At 51.0% G+C, this 18050-nt stretch carries 11 protein-coding genes and 1 pseudogene; 10 read left to right on the forward strand and 2 right to left on the reverse strand.

Annotated features, from left to right (window positions below):
• Positions 1 to 3 precede the first annotated feature (3 nt).
• From C8N40_RS07095 to C8N40_RS07115, 4 genes are all read left to right on the forward strand, one after another.
• Positions 4 to 1677: a S8 family serine peptidase gene (locus C8N40_RS07095; RefSeq protein ID WP_108211092.1), complete on the forward strand. Its 1674-nt coding sequence runs from the start codon at positions 4 to 6 to the stop codon at positions 1675 to 1677.
• Positions 1678 to 1706: 29 nt separating this feature from the next.
• A complete protein-coding gene (locus C8N40_RS07105) occupies positions 1707 to 2888 on the forward strand; it encodes a hypothetical protein (protein ID WP_146173529.1) in 1182 nt (393 codons plus the stop codon).
• A 142-nt stretch (positions 2889 to 3030) separates the two neighbouring features.
• Complete coding sequence (gene rpe / locus C8N40_RS07110) at positions 3031 to 3684, forward strand: ribulose-phosphate 3-epimerase (RefSeq protein ID WP_108211095.1); 654 nt, start codon at positions 3031 to 3033, stop codon at positions 3682 to 3684.
• Between the two features lie 13 nt (positions 3685 to 3697).
• Positions 3698 to 6130 (forward strand): TonB-dependent receptor, encoded by a 2433-nt coding sequence (locus C8N40_RS07115; RefSeq protein WP_245905034.1) that lies wholly within the window; start codon positions 3698 to 3700, stop codon positions 6128 to 6130.
• Between the two features lie 60 nt (positions 6131 to 6190).
• Here the strand turns inward: C8N40_RS07115 and C8N40_RS07120 are convergent, their stop codons facing one another.
• Positions 6191 to 7063: a DUF2911 domain-containing protein gene (locus tag C8N40_RS07120; protein ID WP_108211096.1), complete on the reverse strand. Its 873-nt coding sequence runs from the start codon at positions 7061 to 7063 to the stop codon at positions 6191 to 6193.
• Positions 7064 to 7555: 492 nt separating this feature from the next.
• Between C8N40_RS07120 and C8N40_RS23415 the strand changes: the two are divergent.
• The 6 genes and pseudogenes from C8N40_RS23415 to hisB form a co-directional block, all read left to right on the forward strand.
• Positions 7556 to 8419, forward strand: a pseudogene (locus tag C8N40_RS23415) (MBG domain-containing protein); the annotation flags it as partial.
• A gap of 159 nt (positions 8420 to 8578) precedes the next feature.
• Positions 8579 to 12082, forward strand: coding sequence for an MBG domain-containing protein (locus tag C8N40_RS07125; RefSeq protein WP_245905035.1), 3504 nt, complete (start codon positions 8579 to 8581; stop codon positions 12080 to 12082).
• Between the two features lie 761 nt (positions 12083 to 12843).
• Positions 12844 to 13695: an ATP phosphoribosyltransferase gene (hisG, locus tag C8N40_RS07130; protein ID WP_108211098.1), complete on the forward strand. Its 852-nt coding sequence runs from the start codon at positions 12844 to 12846 to the stop codon at positions 13693 to 13695.
• Between the two features lie 4 nt (positions 13696 to 13699).
• The gene (gene hisD / locus C8N40_RS07135; RefSeq protein ID WP_108211099.1) at positions 13700 to 14989 is read left to right on the forward strand and encodes a histidinol dehydrogenase; all 1290 of its coding nucleotides are present in this window, start codon (positions 13700 to 13702) and stop codon (positions 14987 to 14989) included.
• Complete coding sequence (gene hisC, locus C8N40_RS07140) at positions 14982 to 16028, forward strand: histidinol-phosphate transaminase (protein ID WP_108211100.1); 1047 nt, start codon at positions 14982 to 14984, stop codon at positions 16026 to 16028. Before hisD ends, hisC begins: the two co-directional genes overlap by 8 nt.
• Before the next feature lie 101 nt (positions 16029 to 16129).
• Entirely contained in the window at positions 16130 to 17233 is a 1104-nt protein-coding gene (hisB, locus tag C8N40_RS07145; protein ID WP_108211101.1) for a bifunctional histidinol-phosphatase/imidazoleglycerol-phosphate dehydratase HisB, read from the forward strand.
• Positions 17234 to 17303: 70 nt separating this feature from the next.
• Here hisB and C8N40_RS07150 read toward each other — a convergent pair whose 3' ends face one another.
• Positions 17304 to 17714 carry a hypothetical protein gene (locus C8N40_RS07150; RefSeq protein ID WP_108211102.1) on the reverse strand — a complete coding sequence of 137 codons (411 nt, stop codon included), beginning with the start codon at positions 17712 to 17714 and terminating at the stop codon, positions 17304 to 17306.
• Positions 17715 to 18050 lie beyond the last annotated feature (336 nt).

Below are 18050 nucleotides of genomic sequence, written 5' to 3' on the forward strand. Positions count from 1 at the left end.
GGTATGCGTTTGCTGCTCCTCTTTACCTGCCTGCTGCTGTACCTGCCTGTAATGGCGCAGGACACGGGCAACGCAGCCAAAGAGGAGCAGAAACGTTTAATATACTTCGCCGACAAGGCAAACACCCCCTTTACTACTTCAGAACCACTGCAATTCCTGTCACCAAAAGCAGTGGAGCGGCGCAAGCGCCAAAAAATCTCTGTCACGCCACGCGATCTTCCTGTAAACCCTGCCTATGTAGCGGCGCTTCAAGAGGCAGGCGCTACTGTATGGTATACTTCCCGGTGGTTTAACGCGGCTGTGGTGCAGTGCACTGACGAGCAGTTGCAGGCATTGGAAGAGCTCCCGTTTGTGCTCCGTACACAATCCCTGAACCGTGTGGCGTCTCCGGCCGGTTCATTAACCCAAAGCACCGCACTTCAAAGTATAGCAGCGGCAAGCGCTACCTCTAACTTTGCTTACTGGCCCGCCCTTAACCCGGCAGACTATGGCCCTGCATTCCATCAGGCTGATATGCTTGGTGCTGACGAGCTGCATGCCGATGGCTACACAGGGGCCGGAATGACCATTGCCGTGCTGGATGCCGGTTTCCCGGGAGTGCCAACGATAGCGGCTTTTGCCCATCTTTTTGAGCGGAACCAGCTGGCAGGGACTTTTGACTTTGTGAGGAAGCAGGAGGATGTGTTTACTGCCGATGCACATGGCACTTCTGTACTCTCTACGATGGCTGCTTATGCCCCTGGAAGTATGGTGGGCACAGCCTATGGCGCTAATTACCTTTTGCTTCGCACCGAAGATGCCGCTACAGAGCATAACATAGAGGAAATCAACTGGCTGCTGGCCGCAGAATTTGCAGACAGTGCCGGGGCTGATATTATTAACTCTTCGCTAGGTTATACTTTGTTTGATGCCCCTTCCCAAAGCTATACGTACCAGGACATGGACGGCAACACTTCCCTTATTAGCAGGGCAGCTGACTTTGCTGCCGCTACGGGGATGCTGGTAGTGACAAGCGCTGGCAATGAAGGAAACAAAAGCTGGCAGTATGTTTCCGCACCCGCCGATGCCGATTCGGTGCTGGCTGTGGGCGCTGTAGATTCGCTGGGCGTAAAGGCCTCTTTTAGCTCCTTCGGGCCAACGGCGGATGGCCGCACAAAACCGGATGTGGCGGCCATGGGGCAGGCAGTGTATTTTATACTTCCCAACGGATCGCTTGCGCGTGGCAACGGCACTTCTTTTTCAGGCCCTATTGTGGCTGGCTTTGCCGCGACGTTGTGGCAAGCTAACCCTTTCAGAACCAACATGGAGCTGATTGAGCTGCTAAGGCAGAGCGGGAGCAATGCTACTAACCCGGACAACAGCATCGGCTATGGCATCCCGAATTACAGGCGCACCCTTACCGCCTCTCCCGGAGCAGCTACAGGAGGGGAGTTATACATCACAAACCCGGTACGACAGGAGCCGGTTATACTTTACCTGGGCCAGGATTGGCTGCAGCAAACCATAGAAGTGCAGGTGTTGGATGCCACTGGGAAGCAGGTATTCCGCCAAAGTATAATGCTGGCGCAGAAGGAGCAGCCTCTGAAACTAGAGCCGCAGCGCCTGGGAAACGGGCTGTACCTGTGCCGCATCCGGTCGGGTAATAAAGTAGCCACGCTGAGGTTTGTGAAACTGTAGAAGACCTGATGCCAACTCAAAACCCAACTATGAGAGCAAGCGCTACCCACTTCACCCTTGTCCTAGGATTTATACTTTTTACCACCGTACCAGGCCTTTGCCAGGTCAAGCCCTATCTCACCGCCCGGGTTGATACTACGAAACAGGAGGTAAAGGCCGTGTACGAACTCATCGGGAATTACATGAACGCACAACCTGACAGCCTCTACCACAACCCCTATTGGAACAAGGAAGAAGTAGACTTTTACTACAGCCAACATCAGGAACATTTTGATCAGGCTGCTCCCTACCTGTTCTTTGGCCTGGATAGCAAACAACTTCTCAGCTACTTTAAGCCTACTGTTTTAAGTATAGAGCCTGTGGGGGAGAAGTATGTTGCCAGGATCCTGCTGGCGGCCGACAAGCTGGAACCGTGGATGGTAGCGAATAAAATGAACCCGCCTTTTATACTTCGCTACTATGCGGCTAAAGATGAATCAGGGGATTGGAAACTGGAGAACACCTGGGCTAACGAGCTAAAGAAGTGGAAACAGCAACAAACGAAATGGATCACCTTCCATTTTCCACCGACTTTTGAGTTTAATAAGGAGCGGGCTGAGAAGGCAAATGCGTTTGTGGAGTCTTTTGTCAGGACACTGAACATTCCCGACGCCAAGCCATTTGATTTTTATGTGATGAACTCGGAAGAGGAGCTAGGCAGGCTTTTCAACCTGGAATATTGGCTGGCATACCAAACAGGCTTTGCCAGAGCAAAGTATAACCGCATCTTTTCCACTCATGGAGCCGAGGACAACCTGCATGAGTTCGTACATATCCTGTATCACCCCGTTAAAAACCACTTTCTGGGAGAGGGCATCGCCACATTCTTCGGAGGGGTTGACGGACATACCCCTTACCAGGAAACATTAAGAGAAGTATCCAGGGATATCTACATGAACCATCCGGAGGTCACTTTCAGGAACCTTTATGACGGCAGCTTCCGATATACTGGCAACCAGAATCCGCGCTATGTTGCCGGTGCCGTAGTTTACCAGTTGGTGCACGAAAAAAAAGGAGTAAAAGGCTTCAAAGAAGTAGAGGAGAGCGACAACACCTACGAGTCGCTTATCAAAACTTTAGCGAAGGTGATGCGGATGAAAGAATCCAAAGTGGAACCGTATTTAACGGATTACATCCGGACGTATCATCTGAAGGAAGCCTCTGCGCTTTAACATCATGCTTCGGTGAACGTATGCACTTGCTGCGACTGATCCACAATAAGAATGAAGTAAAAAAGGAGGCCGCGGCCGGCGAAGATTTGCGTAAGTACCGGCGATGCTCCCAAATGTCAATTATAAATTTACCTTTGCAGGTATGAGACCACTAATTGCCCCTTCTGTACTAGCCTCTGATTTTGCCAACCTGCAGTCGGAGGTGGAGATGCTCAATAACAGCCAGGCCGATTGGCTGCACATCGACATCATGGACGGCCGTTTTGTGCCCAATATATCCTTTGGTTTTCCGGTTTTAGAGGCCATCAAACGCTATGCGCAGAAACCGCTGGATGTGCACCTGATGATTGTGGAGCCGGAGCAGTATATTGAGCGCTTCCGGGAGGCTGGCGCGGACACTATTTCGGTGCACGTAGAGGCCTCTACACACCTGCATCGCACCCTGCAGCAGATTAAAGCCACCGGGGCAAAGGCAGGTATCGCCGTGAACCCCCATACTTCCGTGCACTTGCTGGAAGATGTTATAGCCGATGCCGACCTGGTGTGTCTGATGTCGGTGAACCCGGGCTTTGGTGGGCAGAAGTTTATTGAAAACACGTACCGGAAAATCGAAGCGCTCAAAAACCTGATCATCCAGCGTAACTCGCAGGCATTGATTGAGATTGACGGTGGCGTGAACCAGCACAATGCGCCGCTGTTGCTGGAGAAGGGGGCCGATGTACTGGTGGCCGGTAGCTTTGTCTTCTCTGCCGACGACCCTGCCCAAACCATCGCCGATCTGAAATCATCTAAATAATAAACCGCTGCAGATGCTAAAATATCTACTGGGATGGTTGTGTATACTTTTGCCCTTTGGTGTTTTGGCGCAGCAGGCTACCTTGTCCGGCAGGGTGCTGAACCAGCAGCAGGAGCCGCTGGAGTCGGCTACGGTAGCGCTGAAAGGAACAGCAACCGGCACCCGGACGGATGCCGCAGGAGCGTTTAAGCTGACAGTGCCGGCAGGATCAGAGTGGACGCTTGTTGTGCGCCACCTGGGGTATAAAGCGCTGGAACAAAAGCTTATACTTGAGCCTGGTGAAAGTCGTGATGTATACTTCATACTGGAGCCAGATCCGCAGCAGTTGCAAACGGTGGATGTGCACGGCAAAACCGACGAGAGCCGCGAGCAGGTGAGCGTCATTACCCTGGACCCGCGCGATGTGGAGCACCTGCCGTCCGCCTTCGGTGACTTCAGCAAAGTACTGGTCACGCTGCCGGGCGTGTCGAGCAACAACGAGCTTTCCAGCACCTATTCGGTACGCGGGGGCAACTACGACGAGAATCTGGTCTACGTCAATAACATCGAGATTTACAGGCCCTTTCTCATTTCCTCGGCGCAGCAGGAGGGACTCTCCTTTGTAAACCCTGACCTGGTAGACAACATCGAGTTTTCCTCGGGTGGCTGGCAACCAAAGTATGGCGACAAGCTTTCTTCTGTGCTGAATATCAAGTATAAACAGCCCTCAGAATTTGGTGCTACGGTTAGCGGTGGCCTTACCGGCGGGGCGCTGCACCTGGAGTCGGCTTCCAGGAATAAAAAAGTTTCCTACCTGTTTGGCGCCCGCCACAAGAACGGGCAATACATTCTGAAGGGGTTGCAGACAGAGGGAAAGTATAACCCCATCTTTACAGACGCCCAGGCCTATGTGCACCTCGACCTGACCAAGGACACGCTAAACCGTGGTCGCACTACCCTGGGTATACTTACCAGCTACGCCAACAACGACTTCCGGGTAGAGCCCGAAACGCAGGTAACTACTTTTGGCACCCGAAACACGCCGCTGCGCCTGCTCATTGCCTTCGACGGGCAGGAGCGGATGGAGTACGCCACCTACCAGGCCGGCCTGAACCTGACGCACCGGTTCACAGCGTTTTATACTTCGGAGCTTATACTTTCGGGGGTGCACTCACGGGAGAGGGAGTTCCGGGATGTGGAGGCCGGCTACCGCCTGTGCGACGTGGACACTAACGGCGACGGCATAGGCGACTGCCTGCAGGAGCGCGGGGTAGGGAGCTCCTTCAACCATGCGCGCAACACCCTGCTGGCCCGAATACTGGCTGCGGAACTTCGTAATACCTGGCAGGCCAGTCCGCGCAGCAATGTGCAGTTCGGCCTCAAGCTAGGAGCTGAGAACATAGAGGACCAGCTGCAGGAGTATGGCTTCACAGATTCTGCCGATTACGTGACCCAGGATTATTACCTGCGTTCCCAACTGGACCTAAACACCCTGCGCTATAGCGGCTACCTGCAGCATACCCTCGCCCTGGACTCACTGAGGACGTTTACGTATGGAATGCGCGCCACGTACTGGGATTTCACAGGGGAGTTAAATATCTCCCCACGGGTGCAGTATTCCTTTATTACCCGCCGCAACCCCAACCTTTCTTTTAAAACAGCGCTGGGATTATACTATCAGCCACCGTTTTACCGCGAGGTGCGTGACTTTAGCGGAGTCATAAACCCGGATTTAAAGGCACAGCGATCGGTACACGCCATTGTGGGCAGCGATTACCTTTTCCAGGCCTGGGGGCGCGACTTTAAACTTGCCACAGAGGCATATTACAAGTGGATGACGAACGTCATTCCGTATGACCTGGATAACGTGCGGCTGCGCTACTATGCCCGCAACAACGCCAAGGCCTATGCCGCCGGCCTCGACGTGCGGGTGAACGGGGAGTTTATACCGGGGGCTGAGTCGTGGCTGAGCCTGGGGCTGCTGACAACGAAGGAGAACGTGGAGGGTGACTCTATTTCGGTTTATAATGCGCAGGGCGAGAAAATAGGCATGCGGGAGCAGGGCTTCCTCCGCCGTCCCACCGATCAGTTAGTGAACTTCTCCTTGTTTTTCCAGGACCACCTGCCCGACAACCCCACGGTGCGCATGTACCTGAACCTGGTTTACGGCAGTGGCTTGCCATTTGGCCCGCCGCGCCAACCAGAGTATAGGAATGCCTTTGATGGCCGCTCTTATAAGCGCATCGACATTGGCTTTTCGAAAGTACTCGTGGTAGAAGGCGATGTGGTGAAGCGGAAGAAATTGGGGCTGGAGAGCCTCTGGATAGGTTTCGAGGTGCTAAATCTAATTGATGCCAAAAACTGGATGTCGTACAACTACGTGAGCGATGTGAACAACATAACATATGCTGTGCCTAACTACCTCACCGGTCGCCGCCTGAACATCAGGTTTGTGGCTAAGCTCTAAGTATAAAAAGTGAGGGGAGACTAATTTTTAGTCTCCCCTCACTTTTCAAAGTATAAATTTCTAGCGTCTTTTCTTCCACTCGCTGTACGCGGTTTCTATTTGCTTGGCGTACGTCTGGTAGCTCTCCGGTTCTGCCCCTCCAAGTTCCATCGCCTTAGCCGAGAGCGTGGCCGCCATCTGATACTCGTTGTTATAAGCATAGAGCTTTGCCTTGATCCAGTTGTTGTAGAAGTTCTCCTTAATCGCAATGGACTTGTTAATCCACTCCAGGGCCTTTTGATGATGCTCTTTGCGTGGCAGCATGTACTCTGCACATTGCGCCCAGGTATACCAGTCGTCGCTGGCGGCGGTGGCAAGGGCGTAATTAATGTTTTCCAGCGCCTTTTTCTCTACATCTGTCTCTATGCTCAGGCTGATTTTGGTGTTCTCCCAGGCCAGGTTCAGCTTCGCTTTGTTGGTGTTGATGTCGGAGAAGGAGAAGTGCATGGTCTCCACAAACTCACTGGTTTTGGACGGCTTCACCTCTAAGTATGCCACATCATCCAGCTCATTATAGCCTTCCAGACCCCACAGCGTGGTATCACGGTTTAGTACCACGTGCCATACAGAGTCGTTTTGCGGGATGATGAAGAAGGAGTAGGTGCCTGCCGGTACGCGCTCGTTGTTCAGGAACAGCTCATCCTCAAAGCTTATCAAGGTAGCCTCATTGGCACCGGCCCGCCACATTTGCCCATAAGGTACAAGTCCTCCAAACACCTGCCTGCCCCGCACGCTCGGCGCATGGTAGCTCACCGTAACATCGGTTAGCCCGATTGTCTGGCGCAGATAGGCTGCAGGGCTGGCCTGAGGCAGTTTTACCTGCGCAAAGGCGCTGCTCTCTGCAAGCAGGAAAGCTATCGTTAAGAAGAAAAAGTAGAGTATGGGTCTCTTCATGGTAGTCTAAGAATGAGTTGCACGTATTTCCCTTAACCGAAAAAACTATGCCAATACAGTCGGCCTGTACCTATAAATTCGGATGCAAAGCTAGTAAAGTTTACAGGATCAGCTTCTACTTTTTGCTTCTAACACGAAGTACGGCCCCTTGCCCAAAGCGGATACCTATTTTCAATGATGTTATAACTTTATAAAGTTAAAAATAATGTTCGATAAAGGCAACTTTATTTAGATTACAAATGTATAGGATTGTGGGTTATTGAGTTCAGTTATATGAAAACTATAAAAGATTCAATATCCTCCTCGCATAGCAAAGGCCTTAGCAAATAAACTTATAAGTAATAGCATTTCTGAACACGCTCATACGAATAAGGAGCATGCAGGCAAATTTGCATACTAGGTAGAAACCTAACAACCCTTTATATGAATCTGAAACCTTTACACCTGTACTTTTTTATGGGGCAAAGTATGATGAGGCGCATGTTCCTGATCATGTCGCTCCTTTTTCTGGCGCTGTCACCCTTATTGGCGCAGACGGTAACCTCTGATAAGGATGATTATGCACCTGGCGAGGTCGCAATCATTACCGGTTCAGGATGGATAAATGATGAATATGTAGATGTTCATTTTGAAGAAGAACCTGAATATGATCATTCCCATGAACATCATGGGACATCAGTGGATGCAGATGGGAATTGGAAAATAGAATTTGAGATATTAGAAAGACACCTAGGTGTAACTTTTAATGTAATTGCAGTCGGTCAACAGAGCGGGGCGAGGGCTGAAACGTCCTTTACAGATGCGCAGCCTACGCAAGTTGTTTTATCTTCGAGTAATAACCCTTCTTTAGCCGGTGAGAATGTTAACATCACAGCTATTGTTAGAAGAGCTCCGGATGGTAATAACAATGTCTCCGGGCAGTTACAATTTTACTTAAACGGAATTGCACATGGAGATGCGCTAGCAATCTCGAATAACAATAATATTAAATCTTTAACTTTTAATGCTCTATCTGCAGGTGAGCATCAGATCAGGGCAGAGTTTAAAGGTACAAATAATGACAGGCCCAATGGTTATATGAATAGTGAATCAACCATTTCCCAAACTGTCAATAAAAGATCTGCTACCATAAAACTGCAAGATTTAGAATACATTTACAACGGCCAGCCAAAAGCTGCATCCGCAACGACAAATCCGGCGAATCTTTACGGGCTGAGTATTAGTTATAAACCTGTGGGAACTAGCTCAGACGCTTATACAGCTGCTGCTCCTGTTAACGCTGGCAGCTATGATGTGAGAGCAATCCTGGAGAATGCTAATTATGAGGCAACAGAGGTAACAGGTTTACTCGTTATAAACAAAGCGAATCAAGTTATTAGCTGGACAAACCCTCAGGGCATCGTCTATGGCACAGCCTTGTCAGCAACACAGCTTAATGCAGCCCTAACTGCCGGAGAAGGAAGTCTAACTTATAGCCCGGTTTCAGGAAGTATACTAGGGTATGGCTCCCATACTTTGACAGTAAAAGCAGCCGAAACTACAAACTACAATGCTGCCGAAGCTACTGTTATACTTCAGGTAGAAAAGGCCACGCCTACGCTCACCTTAGCTATAGGAGAACCACATACCTATGACGGAACGCCGAAACATATCGCTGGCGTAGAACTGGAGGGTGTGCTGGAAAATGATGACTTGGGAGCTGCCACCGTTACATATAGTAAAGATGGTGCCACGGTAGCTTCTCCGGTTGATGCTGGTGCGTATATAATTACAGCTTCCTTTGCGGGGAATGATAACTACCTTCCAGGTCAGGCCACTGGCACCCTCACCATCACTCCTCGTCCTGTTACGGTGGCTGCCAATGCCCTCTCGAAAGTATATGGCGAGGCTGATCCTAACCTTACTTACACTGTTAATGTTGGCTCTGTCGTGAATGGCGACAGTTTCTCAGGAAGCCTTGAAAGGGAGCCAGGTGAAAATGTACGCGGGTATGCGATTAACAAAGGAACACTTAGCCTTGGCAACAACTATAACTTGTCATTCGAAGGTGCTCAGTTCACGATTAATCCCAAACAGGTTACAGCCCGGATCTTAGCAGAAGACAAAGTATACGACGGTTCAGAACAGGCCACTGCGAGCGGCTTCATTGCAGCAAACGAACTAGTTGGAAGCGACCAGGTGGAAGTTACGGTCCGAAACGCCGCTTTCTCCGACAAAAACGTGGGCACTGCAAAACCGGTAACGGCTGATGTTTCTATCACGCATGGCAATTATACACTCAGCAGCGCCACCGCTTCCACTACGGCCAAAATCACGTCCAAACCCATTGTGGGTACCTTTACAGCTGCTAGCAAAGTATACGACGGCACTACAGCGGCAACTGTAACTGACCTGGCACTGGTAGGCATTATAGCAGGAGATGATATCCAACTAACCGGGGGAGAGGCGAGATTTGCGGATAAAAACGCAAACACAGGCAAGACTGTAACGCTAGTAGGTGCGGCTCTTTCTGGTAAAGATAAGGATAACTATACTTTGGCAAGTGTTGAGCAAGCCTTGGCAGATATTACGCAGCGGCCGGCTTCAGTAACACCAAAAGCCGTTACGAAAGTGTATGGTACGCCAGATCCGGATTTGACCGGTACACTGGAAGGCTTCGTTGCTGAGGATGAGATCACGGCAGATTTTCTTCGTCCATTGGGCGAGTGGGTAGGTAAGTATGACATTACATCTATTCTGCTGCCTAAAGAAGCACTGCGCAACTATGAAATTACCTATAACGAAGCAGTTCTGGAAATTACCCCAGCCGAGCTGGTTGTGACTGCCCATCACGCCAGCAGAAAGTATGGTGATGCCAATCCTGAGTTCACAGGCAGCGTGTCCGGCATTGTGAAAAATGATGAGATTGAGATAAGCTATACTTCGAAGGCAACACCGGAAAGCGTTGTCGGTACTTATGCGATAACTCCTGAGTTGTCTGGTGATGCGCTCGCGAACTATACCATAATAGCTACTGAAGGCATTCTGACCATTGAAAAAGCTGCCTTAAGCCTACAGGTACATGACAAGACAAGAAAATATGGCGAGGCTAACCCTGCGTTTGACGGAACGCTTACCGGTCTGAAGAACAGTGATCCCATCACACCAAGCTACAGAACAGAAGCCGACGAAAGCACAAACGTAGGCGAGTATGCGATCACGGGTTCGCTTTTGGATCCTAATAAAAAGCTCGGGAACTACGAAGTAAGTATAACCGATGGTGTTTTATTCATCCAGCCCGCTTCGGCACAGATTCACCTGTCCGGCTTGTCTAAAGTATATAACGGACAAGCGCAGGGAGTAGAAGTATCCACGGTGCCGGAAGGACTGGCTGTGAACATTACTTACAACTCAGCCGCCGTTGCTCCTACAAAAGCCGACTCCTATAGCGTTGTGGCAACCTTGGCCAACAGCAACTATACTGCACCGGATGCCACGGGCACGCTCGTCATCGCTCAGAAGGAGCTCACAGCTGATTTGAGCAACGCCGGCAAAGTATACGATGGCACCACAGCCGCTCCGGGCACTACGGCCACACTTACCGGTGTTGTAACTGGTGATGAAGTAACTGCCCATGTATCCGAAGCTATCTTTAGCAGTGCTAATGCGGGTGAGAGAACCGTAAGCGCTACCGTTACCCTGCAGGGTTCCGATGCAGCCAACTATGTGCTGAAACAGGTAAACGCAACCACTTCCACCATCAGCAGAGCGCCACTGAGCATCACTGCCCCAAGCATGAGCAAGTACTGTGGCCAGGCCGATCCGCTGACAGGTTATACTTGCACGGTGACAGGCGCCGTGAATCAGGAGCAAATCCTGACAAGCTATACAATAGCGGGTACCGAGGTAATCCCTGCCTCAGCTGATGTCAAACTGGTGAACTATGACGTAACGTTTGTTAAGGGTACTTTAACCATCAACGGCCTCACGCTCGACGCCAGCGCTGCCAGCACACCACGCAGTGTGAACGAGGATGTTATCATAAACATCTCTGTAAAGGACGGCGAAACAGCAATAGATGGAGTAAATGTTGAGCTTGTTGTGGAGGCTGGCGGGGAAGTCCGTAGATTCACACAAAGCAGTGTAAACGGCATTGCGACCTTTAACCTGGGCAAACAGTTGGCTAAAGTATACTCCGTTCAGGCCGTGGCAGGCGGAAGCGCATGTGCTGCCTCTCAGGTAGTATACCTGCCCATCTACGATCCCGATGGTGGTTTTGTAACCGGCGGTGGCTGGATAAACTCTCCTAAAGACGCGCTCGCCGCTGATCTGAATGCTACTGGCAAAGCGAACTTTGGCTTTGTGGCCAAGTATAAAAAGGGCAAAAACGAAGTGGATGGCAACACCGAGTTCCAGTTCCAGAACGGCAACCTCAACTTTAAGAGTTCCTCCCATACAGCGGCCACACTCGTCATTTCCGGCGCCAAGGCCACATACAAGGGCAAAGGCTTCATCAACGGCGGCGGCATGGAGTATGACTTCATGGTGGTGGCCACGGATGGCGACATTAACGGTGGCGGAGGCTACGACAAGTTCCGCATCAAAATCTGGAACGGAGGCGATGTGGTGTATGATAACGCCCGTGGCGCGGCAGACAACGCGGAACTGGGTGATGCGGCCAGACTCGGCGGCGGCTCCATCGTGATTCATGAGAACAAGTCGCTCAATGGAGGCTCAGGTACTAAGAAACTGGCAACCGTTGTCACACCGGAGCAGCTTTCGGCCAGCTTCCTCAACTACCCGAACCCCTACACCGACAGAACGACCATCACCTTCTCCGTGGAGAAAGACGAGCAGTTTGCCCTGGAGGTGTACGATGTAAAAGGTGCGCGGGTGCGCAAGACCGAGGAAGGCATGGCAGAGGCCGGAAAAGTATACGAGTTCGAGTTCTCTGCAAACTCACTGCCGGAAGGCGTATACTTTGCCAGGCTCACGACAGCATCAGGCGTAAAAACGATTAAAATGGTGCTGAAAAAGTAATACCTCTTAAGTATTATCTATTCCAAGTGTAGCCGGCTGCTTCTTGTAGCCGGCTATACTTTTTTAAAGTATAGGATGGGGCTGAGTAGAACATGAGGGTGCCACTTGGTCTATACTTGGATACCTAAATCTGGGGTGGGCAGAAAAAAAATAAGCCTGATTTATACTTCAAGCATCACTTTACCTGCTTCCTTATCTGGTTGAATGTGATACTTCTAAGTCCTGACGCTTTAAGAAGTATAAATCTATATAGAAAAGGAGTATGCTTTCCGTTCACTAAAAACCTGCAACCAATTATTTTAATGAAGGTATAGTATGCATGTCGCCATTCTGAGGGGAAGTGGCGAGGGTATTTAGCCAAAGTACTGAAGTAAAATTTACTATGATTATTTGTAGGTTTATTTTGCAAAAGCTTATCAGGTTAATTGCAGAGTAGGGGACGAAGCATTGCCTGAGAGTCTAAACAACAGCACAACAACATTTCCGGCACGTTATAAAATTAGCCGGGACTTCTTTTTTAATTTCAGACAAAATAGCTTTACTTTGTGCTGAAACATGAGCATGGTATATACATATAGCACCACTTCTACCTGGACAACGCCCGTTGCCCCGGCTGCTAATGTACATTTCCACCATTTCCATCATTCCTCGTAAGAGGAATCCATACTACCATATTGCCCCCGACGGGCGTTGCCCGTATTATACTTTGCCAGCAGCAGGGTATATAGCCTTTTTTTCTACCTCATACCTTTGATACCATAATGCTACGAATAGCAATCCAAAAGTCGGGCAGGCTGAGCGAGGAGTCGCTGAACCTCATCCGCGAGTGCGGTATTTCCTTTATCTACAGCTCCCTCAAACTCAAAACAGAGTGTACCAACTTTCCATTGGAGATTCTTTTCCTCCGCGACGACGATATACCCGGCTATGTGGCCGACGGTGTAGCCGATATCGGCATTGTAGGGGAGAATGTGCTGGTAGAAGAAGGAAAAGCAGACCTGACCGTAGAGCGGCTAGGCTTTTCCAGATGCCGCCTTTCCCTGGCGGTGCCCAGGGGGTCTGATTACGAGTCGGTGCAGGACCTGAACGGCAAAAACATCGCCACTTCTTACCCCAACCTGTTGCAGGCCTTCCTGGAGGCCCGGGGCGTGCAGGCGCATATCCATACTATCAGCGGCTCCGTGGAAATAGCACCAAGCATAGGCTTGGCCGATGCCATTTGCGATATTGTGAGCTCGGGTAGCACCCTGATTAGCAACGGACTCAGAGAAGTGGAGCGCGTGTTTAAGTCGGAAGCTGTGCTGATTGCCAACCCGGAGCTGCCGCAGGAAAAGCAGCAGATACTCGAGAAGCTTCTGTTCCGGATTCATGCCGTGCAACGCGCCAGCCGCGCCAAGTACATCCTGCTCAACTCCCCCAACGATAAGATTGCCGAGATAAGCCGGCTGCTGCCAAGTATAAAAGCACCTACGGTGCTGCCGTTGGCGGAAGAGGGATGGAGTTCGCTGCACTCGGTGGTGAACGAGGATGATTTCTGGGAGATTATCGAGAAGATAAAGGCTGCCGGGGCGCAGGGGATTCTGGTTGTTCCGATTGAAAAAATGATAGTATAAAGCGATGCGCAAATTCATTAACCCAAGCCCGGACGTATGGGCACAGCTGGTAAAGCGCCCGACCAAGAACCTGGAAGAACTGGAACCCGGCATCCTGCAGACGTTTCAACTGGTACAGGAGCAGGGTGACGCGGCTTTGCTACAACTGGCCCACAAGTATGACGGGGTGCAACTGCAAAGCCTGCTGGCCACCGAGGTGGAAATCGCAGCGGCAGAAGTTAAAGTGCCACAGGAACTGAAAGAGGCTATCCTGCAGGCCTACAGCAATATTCAGCTCTTTCATACGCAGCAGGCAGAGCCCGTGCGGCAGGTAGAAACCATGAATGGCGTGAACTGCTGGCGCAAGAGCGTAGCCATCGATAAGGTTGGTTTGTACATTCCCGGAGGCACCGCACCGCTTTTTTCTACTTTGCTGATGCTGGGGGTGCCGGCCCGCATTGCCGGATGCCGGGAAATTATACTTTGCACGCCGCCTGCCAAAGACGGCAGCATCCACCCGGCTATACTTTACACGGCCTCTTTGCTGGGCATCAGCCACATTGTAAAAGCCGGCGGGGCACAGGCCGTCGCTGCTATGGCCTTTGGCACGCAGAGTGTGCCTGCAGTGTATAAAATCTTTGGCCCAGGTAACCAGTATGTCACGGTGGCCAAGCAATTAGTCAGCAAAACCGGGGTTGCCATTGACCTGCCAGCCGGACCTTCGGAAGTGCTGGTGATGGCCGATGAGAGCGCCAACCCGGCTTTCGTGGCTGCCGACCTGCTCTCGCAGGCCGAGCACGGGGCCGACTCGCAGGTAGTGCTGCTGACAACTTCCGAAGAGATACTGCAACAGGTGGAGCAGGAGCTGGATGCACAGCTGAATGTGCTGCCGCGCCGGGAGTTTGCCACAAAAGCGCTAGAGAACAGCCTGGGCGTGGTGCTTGACAGCCGGCAGGAGATGCTGGACTTCTCAAATCTTTACGCGCCGGAGCACCTTATACTTTCCGTGGCTGATTTTGAGGAGCTGATGGATGGTATTACGAATGCTGGCTCAGTGTTTTTAGGCCACTATAGCCCGGAATCTGCCGGTGACTATGCCTCCGGCACCAACCATACTTTGCCGACCAACGGCTATGCCCGCGCTTATAGCGGCGTGTCGCTCGATAGCTTCGTGAAAAAAATCACCTTCCAGTACATTACCCGCGAGGGCTTGCAAATCATCGGCAAAACCATCGAAACCATGGCCGAGGCCGAAGGGCTGGAGGCGCACAAGAATGCCGTAAGTATCCGACTTAAAGAACTAGACCGTGTTTAACCTGAACGATATCATTCGCCCGAATGTGCTGAAGATGAAAGCTTATTCTTCGGCCCGCGACGAATTTAAAGGCAGCGCCAGCATTTTTCTGGACGCCAACGAAAATAACCTCGGCAGCCTGGCCGGCGAAAAGTATAACCGCTATCCTGACCCGCACCAAAAGAAGCTGAAGGCGCGCATTGCCGAAATAAAAGGCGTGCAGCCGGAGCAGATTTTCCTGGGCAATGGCTCTGACGAGGCCATCGACCTGCTTTTCCGGATGGTGTGCCGCCCCGGGCAGGACAGCATGCTGCACCTGCCGCCCACCTACGGCATGTACGAAGTATCGGCTAACCTGAACGAGGTGGCTCTGCAGGCCGTGCAACTGACCGGGGAATACCAGATTCCGGTGGAGGAGGTGCTGCTAAATGTAAAGCCTACGACCAAAATCATATTCATCTGCTCGCCCAACAACCCCACCGGCAACCTGATAGAAACTGAAAGTATAGAGGACATCCTGCGCGCCTTCAACGGGTTGGTGGTAGTAGACGAAGCCTACATTGATTTTGCCGACGCCCGCAGCTGGACTTCCCGCCTGCAGGAGTTTCCGAACCTGGTGGTGCTGCAGACGTTCTCCAAAGCCTGGGGCATGGCCGGGCTACGGTTAGGCCTTGCTTTCGCCTCTAAGGATATTATCTCTGTTTTGGATAAAATCAAGCCGCCATACAACATCAATGAAGCCACGCAGGAGCTGGCACTGCAGGCGCTGGAACGCGGGGAAGCGCTGAAGGACATGATCGAAGAGATTGTGCAGGAGCGCGAGCTGCTGCTGGAAGCTTTGCCCGATCTGCCCGCAGTGGAGCATGTTTACGCCTCCGATGCTAATTTTATACTTGTTAAAGTAACAGATCCAAACGGGATGTATAACTATCTTCTGGATAAAGGTATAGTGGTACGTAACCGTTCCTCTCTGCCTGGCTGTGAAGGCTGCCTGCGCATCTCCGTCGGCACCCTGGAAGAAAACCAGCGCCTGCTGCAGGCTATTGCAGAATTCAAATAAAAGCGTTGCCCGTATCTCGTATCACGTACTAAGACTTACACTAAGTCAATCTCCCAAAGTCGTGATACCTGATACGTGTTACTTGATACGTAATCAAAGAAATGAAAAAAGCACTTTTTATAGATCGCGACGGCACCATACTGGTTGAGCCGCCAACAGATTACCAGGTGGATTCTTTGGAGAAATTTGCCTTTATCCCGAAGTCCATCACCAACCTGGCCCGCATTTACCGGGAAATGGACTATGAGTTTGTGATGGTGACGAACCAGGATGGCCTGGGCACTGACTCTTATCCGGAGCATACGTTCTGGCCCTATCAGAACAAGATGCTCGAAATCCTGGAGAGCGAAGGCATTACGTTTGATGAAATCCTCATTGACCGCAGCTTTGAGCACGAGGGGCTGGAGACACGCAAGCCCGGCATCGGGATGATGAAAAACTACCTGGCCGGGGAGTATGACCTGGCCAACAGCTACGTCATCGGCGACAGGCTAACGGACGTGAAGCTGGCGCAAAACCTGGGGGCGCAAGCCATCTTCATCGGGGAATCTTCAGCCGACGGAGCAGCGCTGAGCACCACCAATTGGGATGAGATTTATACTTTCCTGAAGCAGCAGCGCACCGGCCGCACAGCCCGCGTCCGCCGCAGTACCTCCGAAACAGATATCCAAGTGGATCTGAATTTGGATGGTTCCGGCAAGTCAAGCATCCAGACAGGCATCGGTTTCTTTGATCATATGCTGGAGCAGGTGGCCAGGCACGGCAAAGTGGATTTAAGCATACAGGTAAAAGGCGACCTGCACATCGACGAGCACCACACCATCGAGGATACGGGGCTTGCCTTGGGCGAGGCTTTTCTGCAGGCGCTCGGCGATAAGCGGGGCATCAGCCGCTATGGTTTTTTTATACTTCCCATGGACGAGGCCCTGGCGCAGGTAGCCATCGATTTTAGTGGTCGCCCCTGGGCGGTATGGAAGGCGGACTTTAAACGCGAGAAAGTAGGGGGGATGCCCACGGAGATGTTCTTCCACTTCTTCAAGTCCTTCTCCGATACGGCCAAGGCGAACCTGAACATCAAGGTAGAAGGAGACAACGAGCACCATAAGATAGAGGCCATCTTCAAAGGATTTGCCCGCGCCATACGCATGGCCGTGGAGCGCAACCTGCACGATACTTCTATCCCCAGCACCAAGGGTACTCTCTAATAGGAAAGTATAAAACAGCAAGCGGCGCTACAATTCGTAGCGCCGCTTGCTGTTTTATACTTTGTCGTGTTTATAAATGCGAGCGGAGCCAGTCTTTGGCGGGCTCAATGTCCTCGAAAGCCTGTATGTAACTGGGATAGTCAGCAAGCTTCACGGTTTTATCCGCCGAAAGGCGACTAAGCACACTGGGTGAGTAGACCCAGGCGAACAGTTTCAGGCCCTGTTTCTCCATTTCCGGAAACCATTCCTCGGCCAGCCACCGCAAGGCGGCAGACCACTGGCCCTCCACGTGGGTATTGTCGTTCAGGATACGGTAACAGGCAGTATCTTTCATAAATCTCAATATTCTCTCACAGCCAGTTACTACCGAGTCATAGTTCTGATAGCCTCTCCAGTTGACATAAAGCCACTCTTCCATCTGATTAAACTCGATGGCGATGGTATTATCTCTATACAGAAGTTGGGTGCGGGTTCGTCTCATAAAATTGCCAGCTTTACGGAAGGGCTACAAAGTAAACACTGTAAAGGCAGGAATTCAAGTAAAAGTATACTTCCTTTCTTCAGCCGGGGAGGGCTGATGGCACGTAAATTACAAATAGTAAGCTACCAATAAAAAACGTGCATGTTCCGCGTATAGCGCCACCTGATTTTGCAAATGTAGAAGATAATCAATAATTTAGAATTTTAGCTTTTCTACAAGCGGATTATTTTTCTCATTAAGCATGCCCGCGCCTGGTAAGCTACTGTTACCATTGCGCCCGAGCCATCATGAAGTACTTTGTTTTCTTTCTTTCCTTTTTATTCTCTTTTAATGCCT

This window comes from Pontibacter mucosus (genome assembly GCF_003054055.1).
Taxonomy (GTDB): Bacteria; Bacteroidota; Bacteroidia; order Cytophagales; family Hymenobacteraceae; genus Pontibacter; species Pontibacter mucosus.

What these genes read in the sequence shown, in the direction of transcription:
- C8N40_RS07095 (WP_108211092.1), top strand. Translation starts at nt 4, where the DNA reads ATGCGTTTGCTGCTCCTCTTTACCTGCCTGCTGCTGTACCTGCCTGTA.
- C8N40_RS07105 (WP_146173529.1), top strand. Translation starts at nt 1,707, where the DNA reads ATGAGAGCAAGCGCTACCCACTTCACCCTTGTCCTAGGATTTATACTT.
- rpe (WP_108211095.1), top strand. Translation starts at nt 3,031, where the DNA reads ATGAGACCACTAATTGCCCCTTCTGTACTAGCCTCTGATTTTGCCAAC.
- C8N40_RS07115 (WP_245905034.1), top strand. Translation starts at nt 3,698, where the DNA reads ATGCTAAAATATCTACTGGGATGGTTGTGTATACTTTTGCCCTTTGGT.
- C8N40_RS07120 (WP_108211096.1), bottom strand. Translation starts at nt 7,063, where the DNA reads ATGAAGAGACCCATACTCTACTTTTTCTTCTTAACGATAGCTTTCCTG.
- hisG (WP_108211098.1), top strand. Translation starts at nt 12,844, where the DNA reads ATGCTACGAATAGCAATCCAAAAGTCGGGCAGGCTGAGCGAGGAGTCG.
- hisD (WP_108211099.1), top strand. Translation starts at nt 13,700, where the DNA reads ATGCGCAAATTCATTAACCCAAGCCCGGACGTATGGGCACAGCTGGTA.
- hisB (WP_108211101.1), top strand. Translation starts at nt 16,130, where the DNA reads ATGAAAAAAGCACTTTTTATAGATCGCGACGGCACCATACTGGTTGAG.
- C8N40_RS07150 (WP_108211102.1), bottom strand. Translation starts at nt 17,714, where the DNA reads ATGAGACGAACCCGCACCCAACTTCTGTATAGAGATAATACCATCGCC.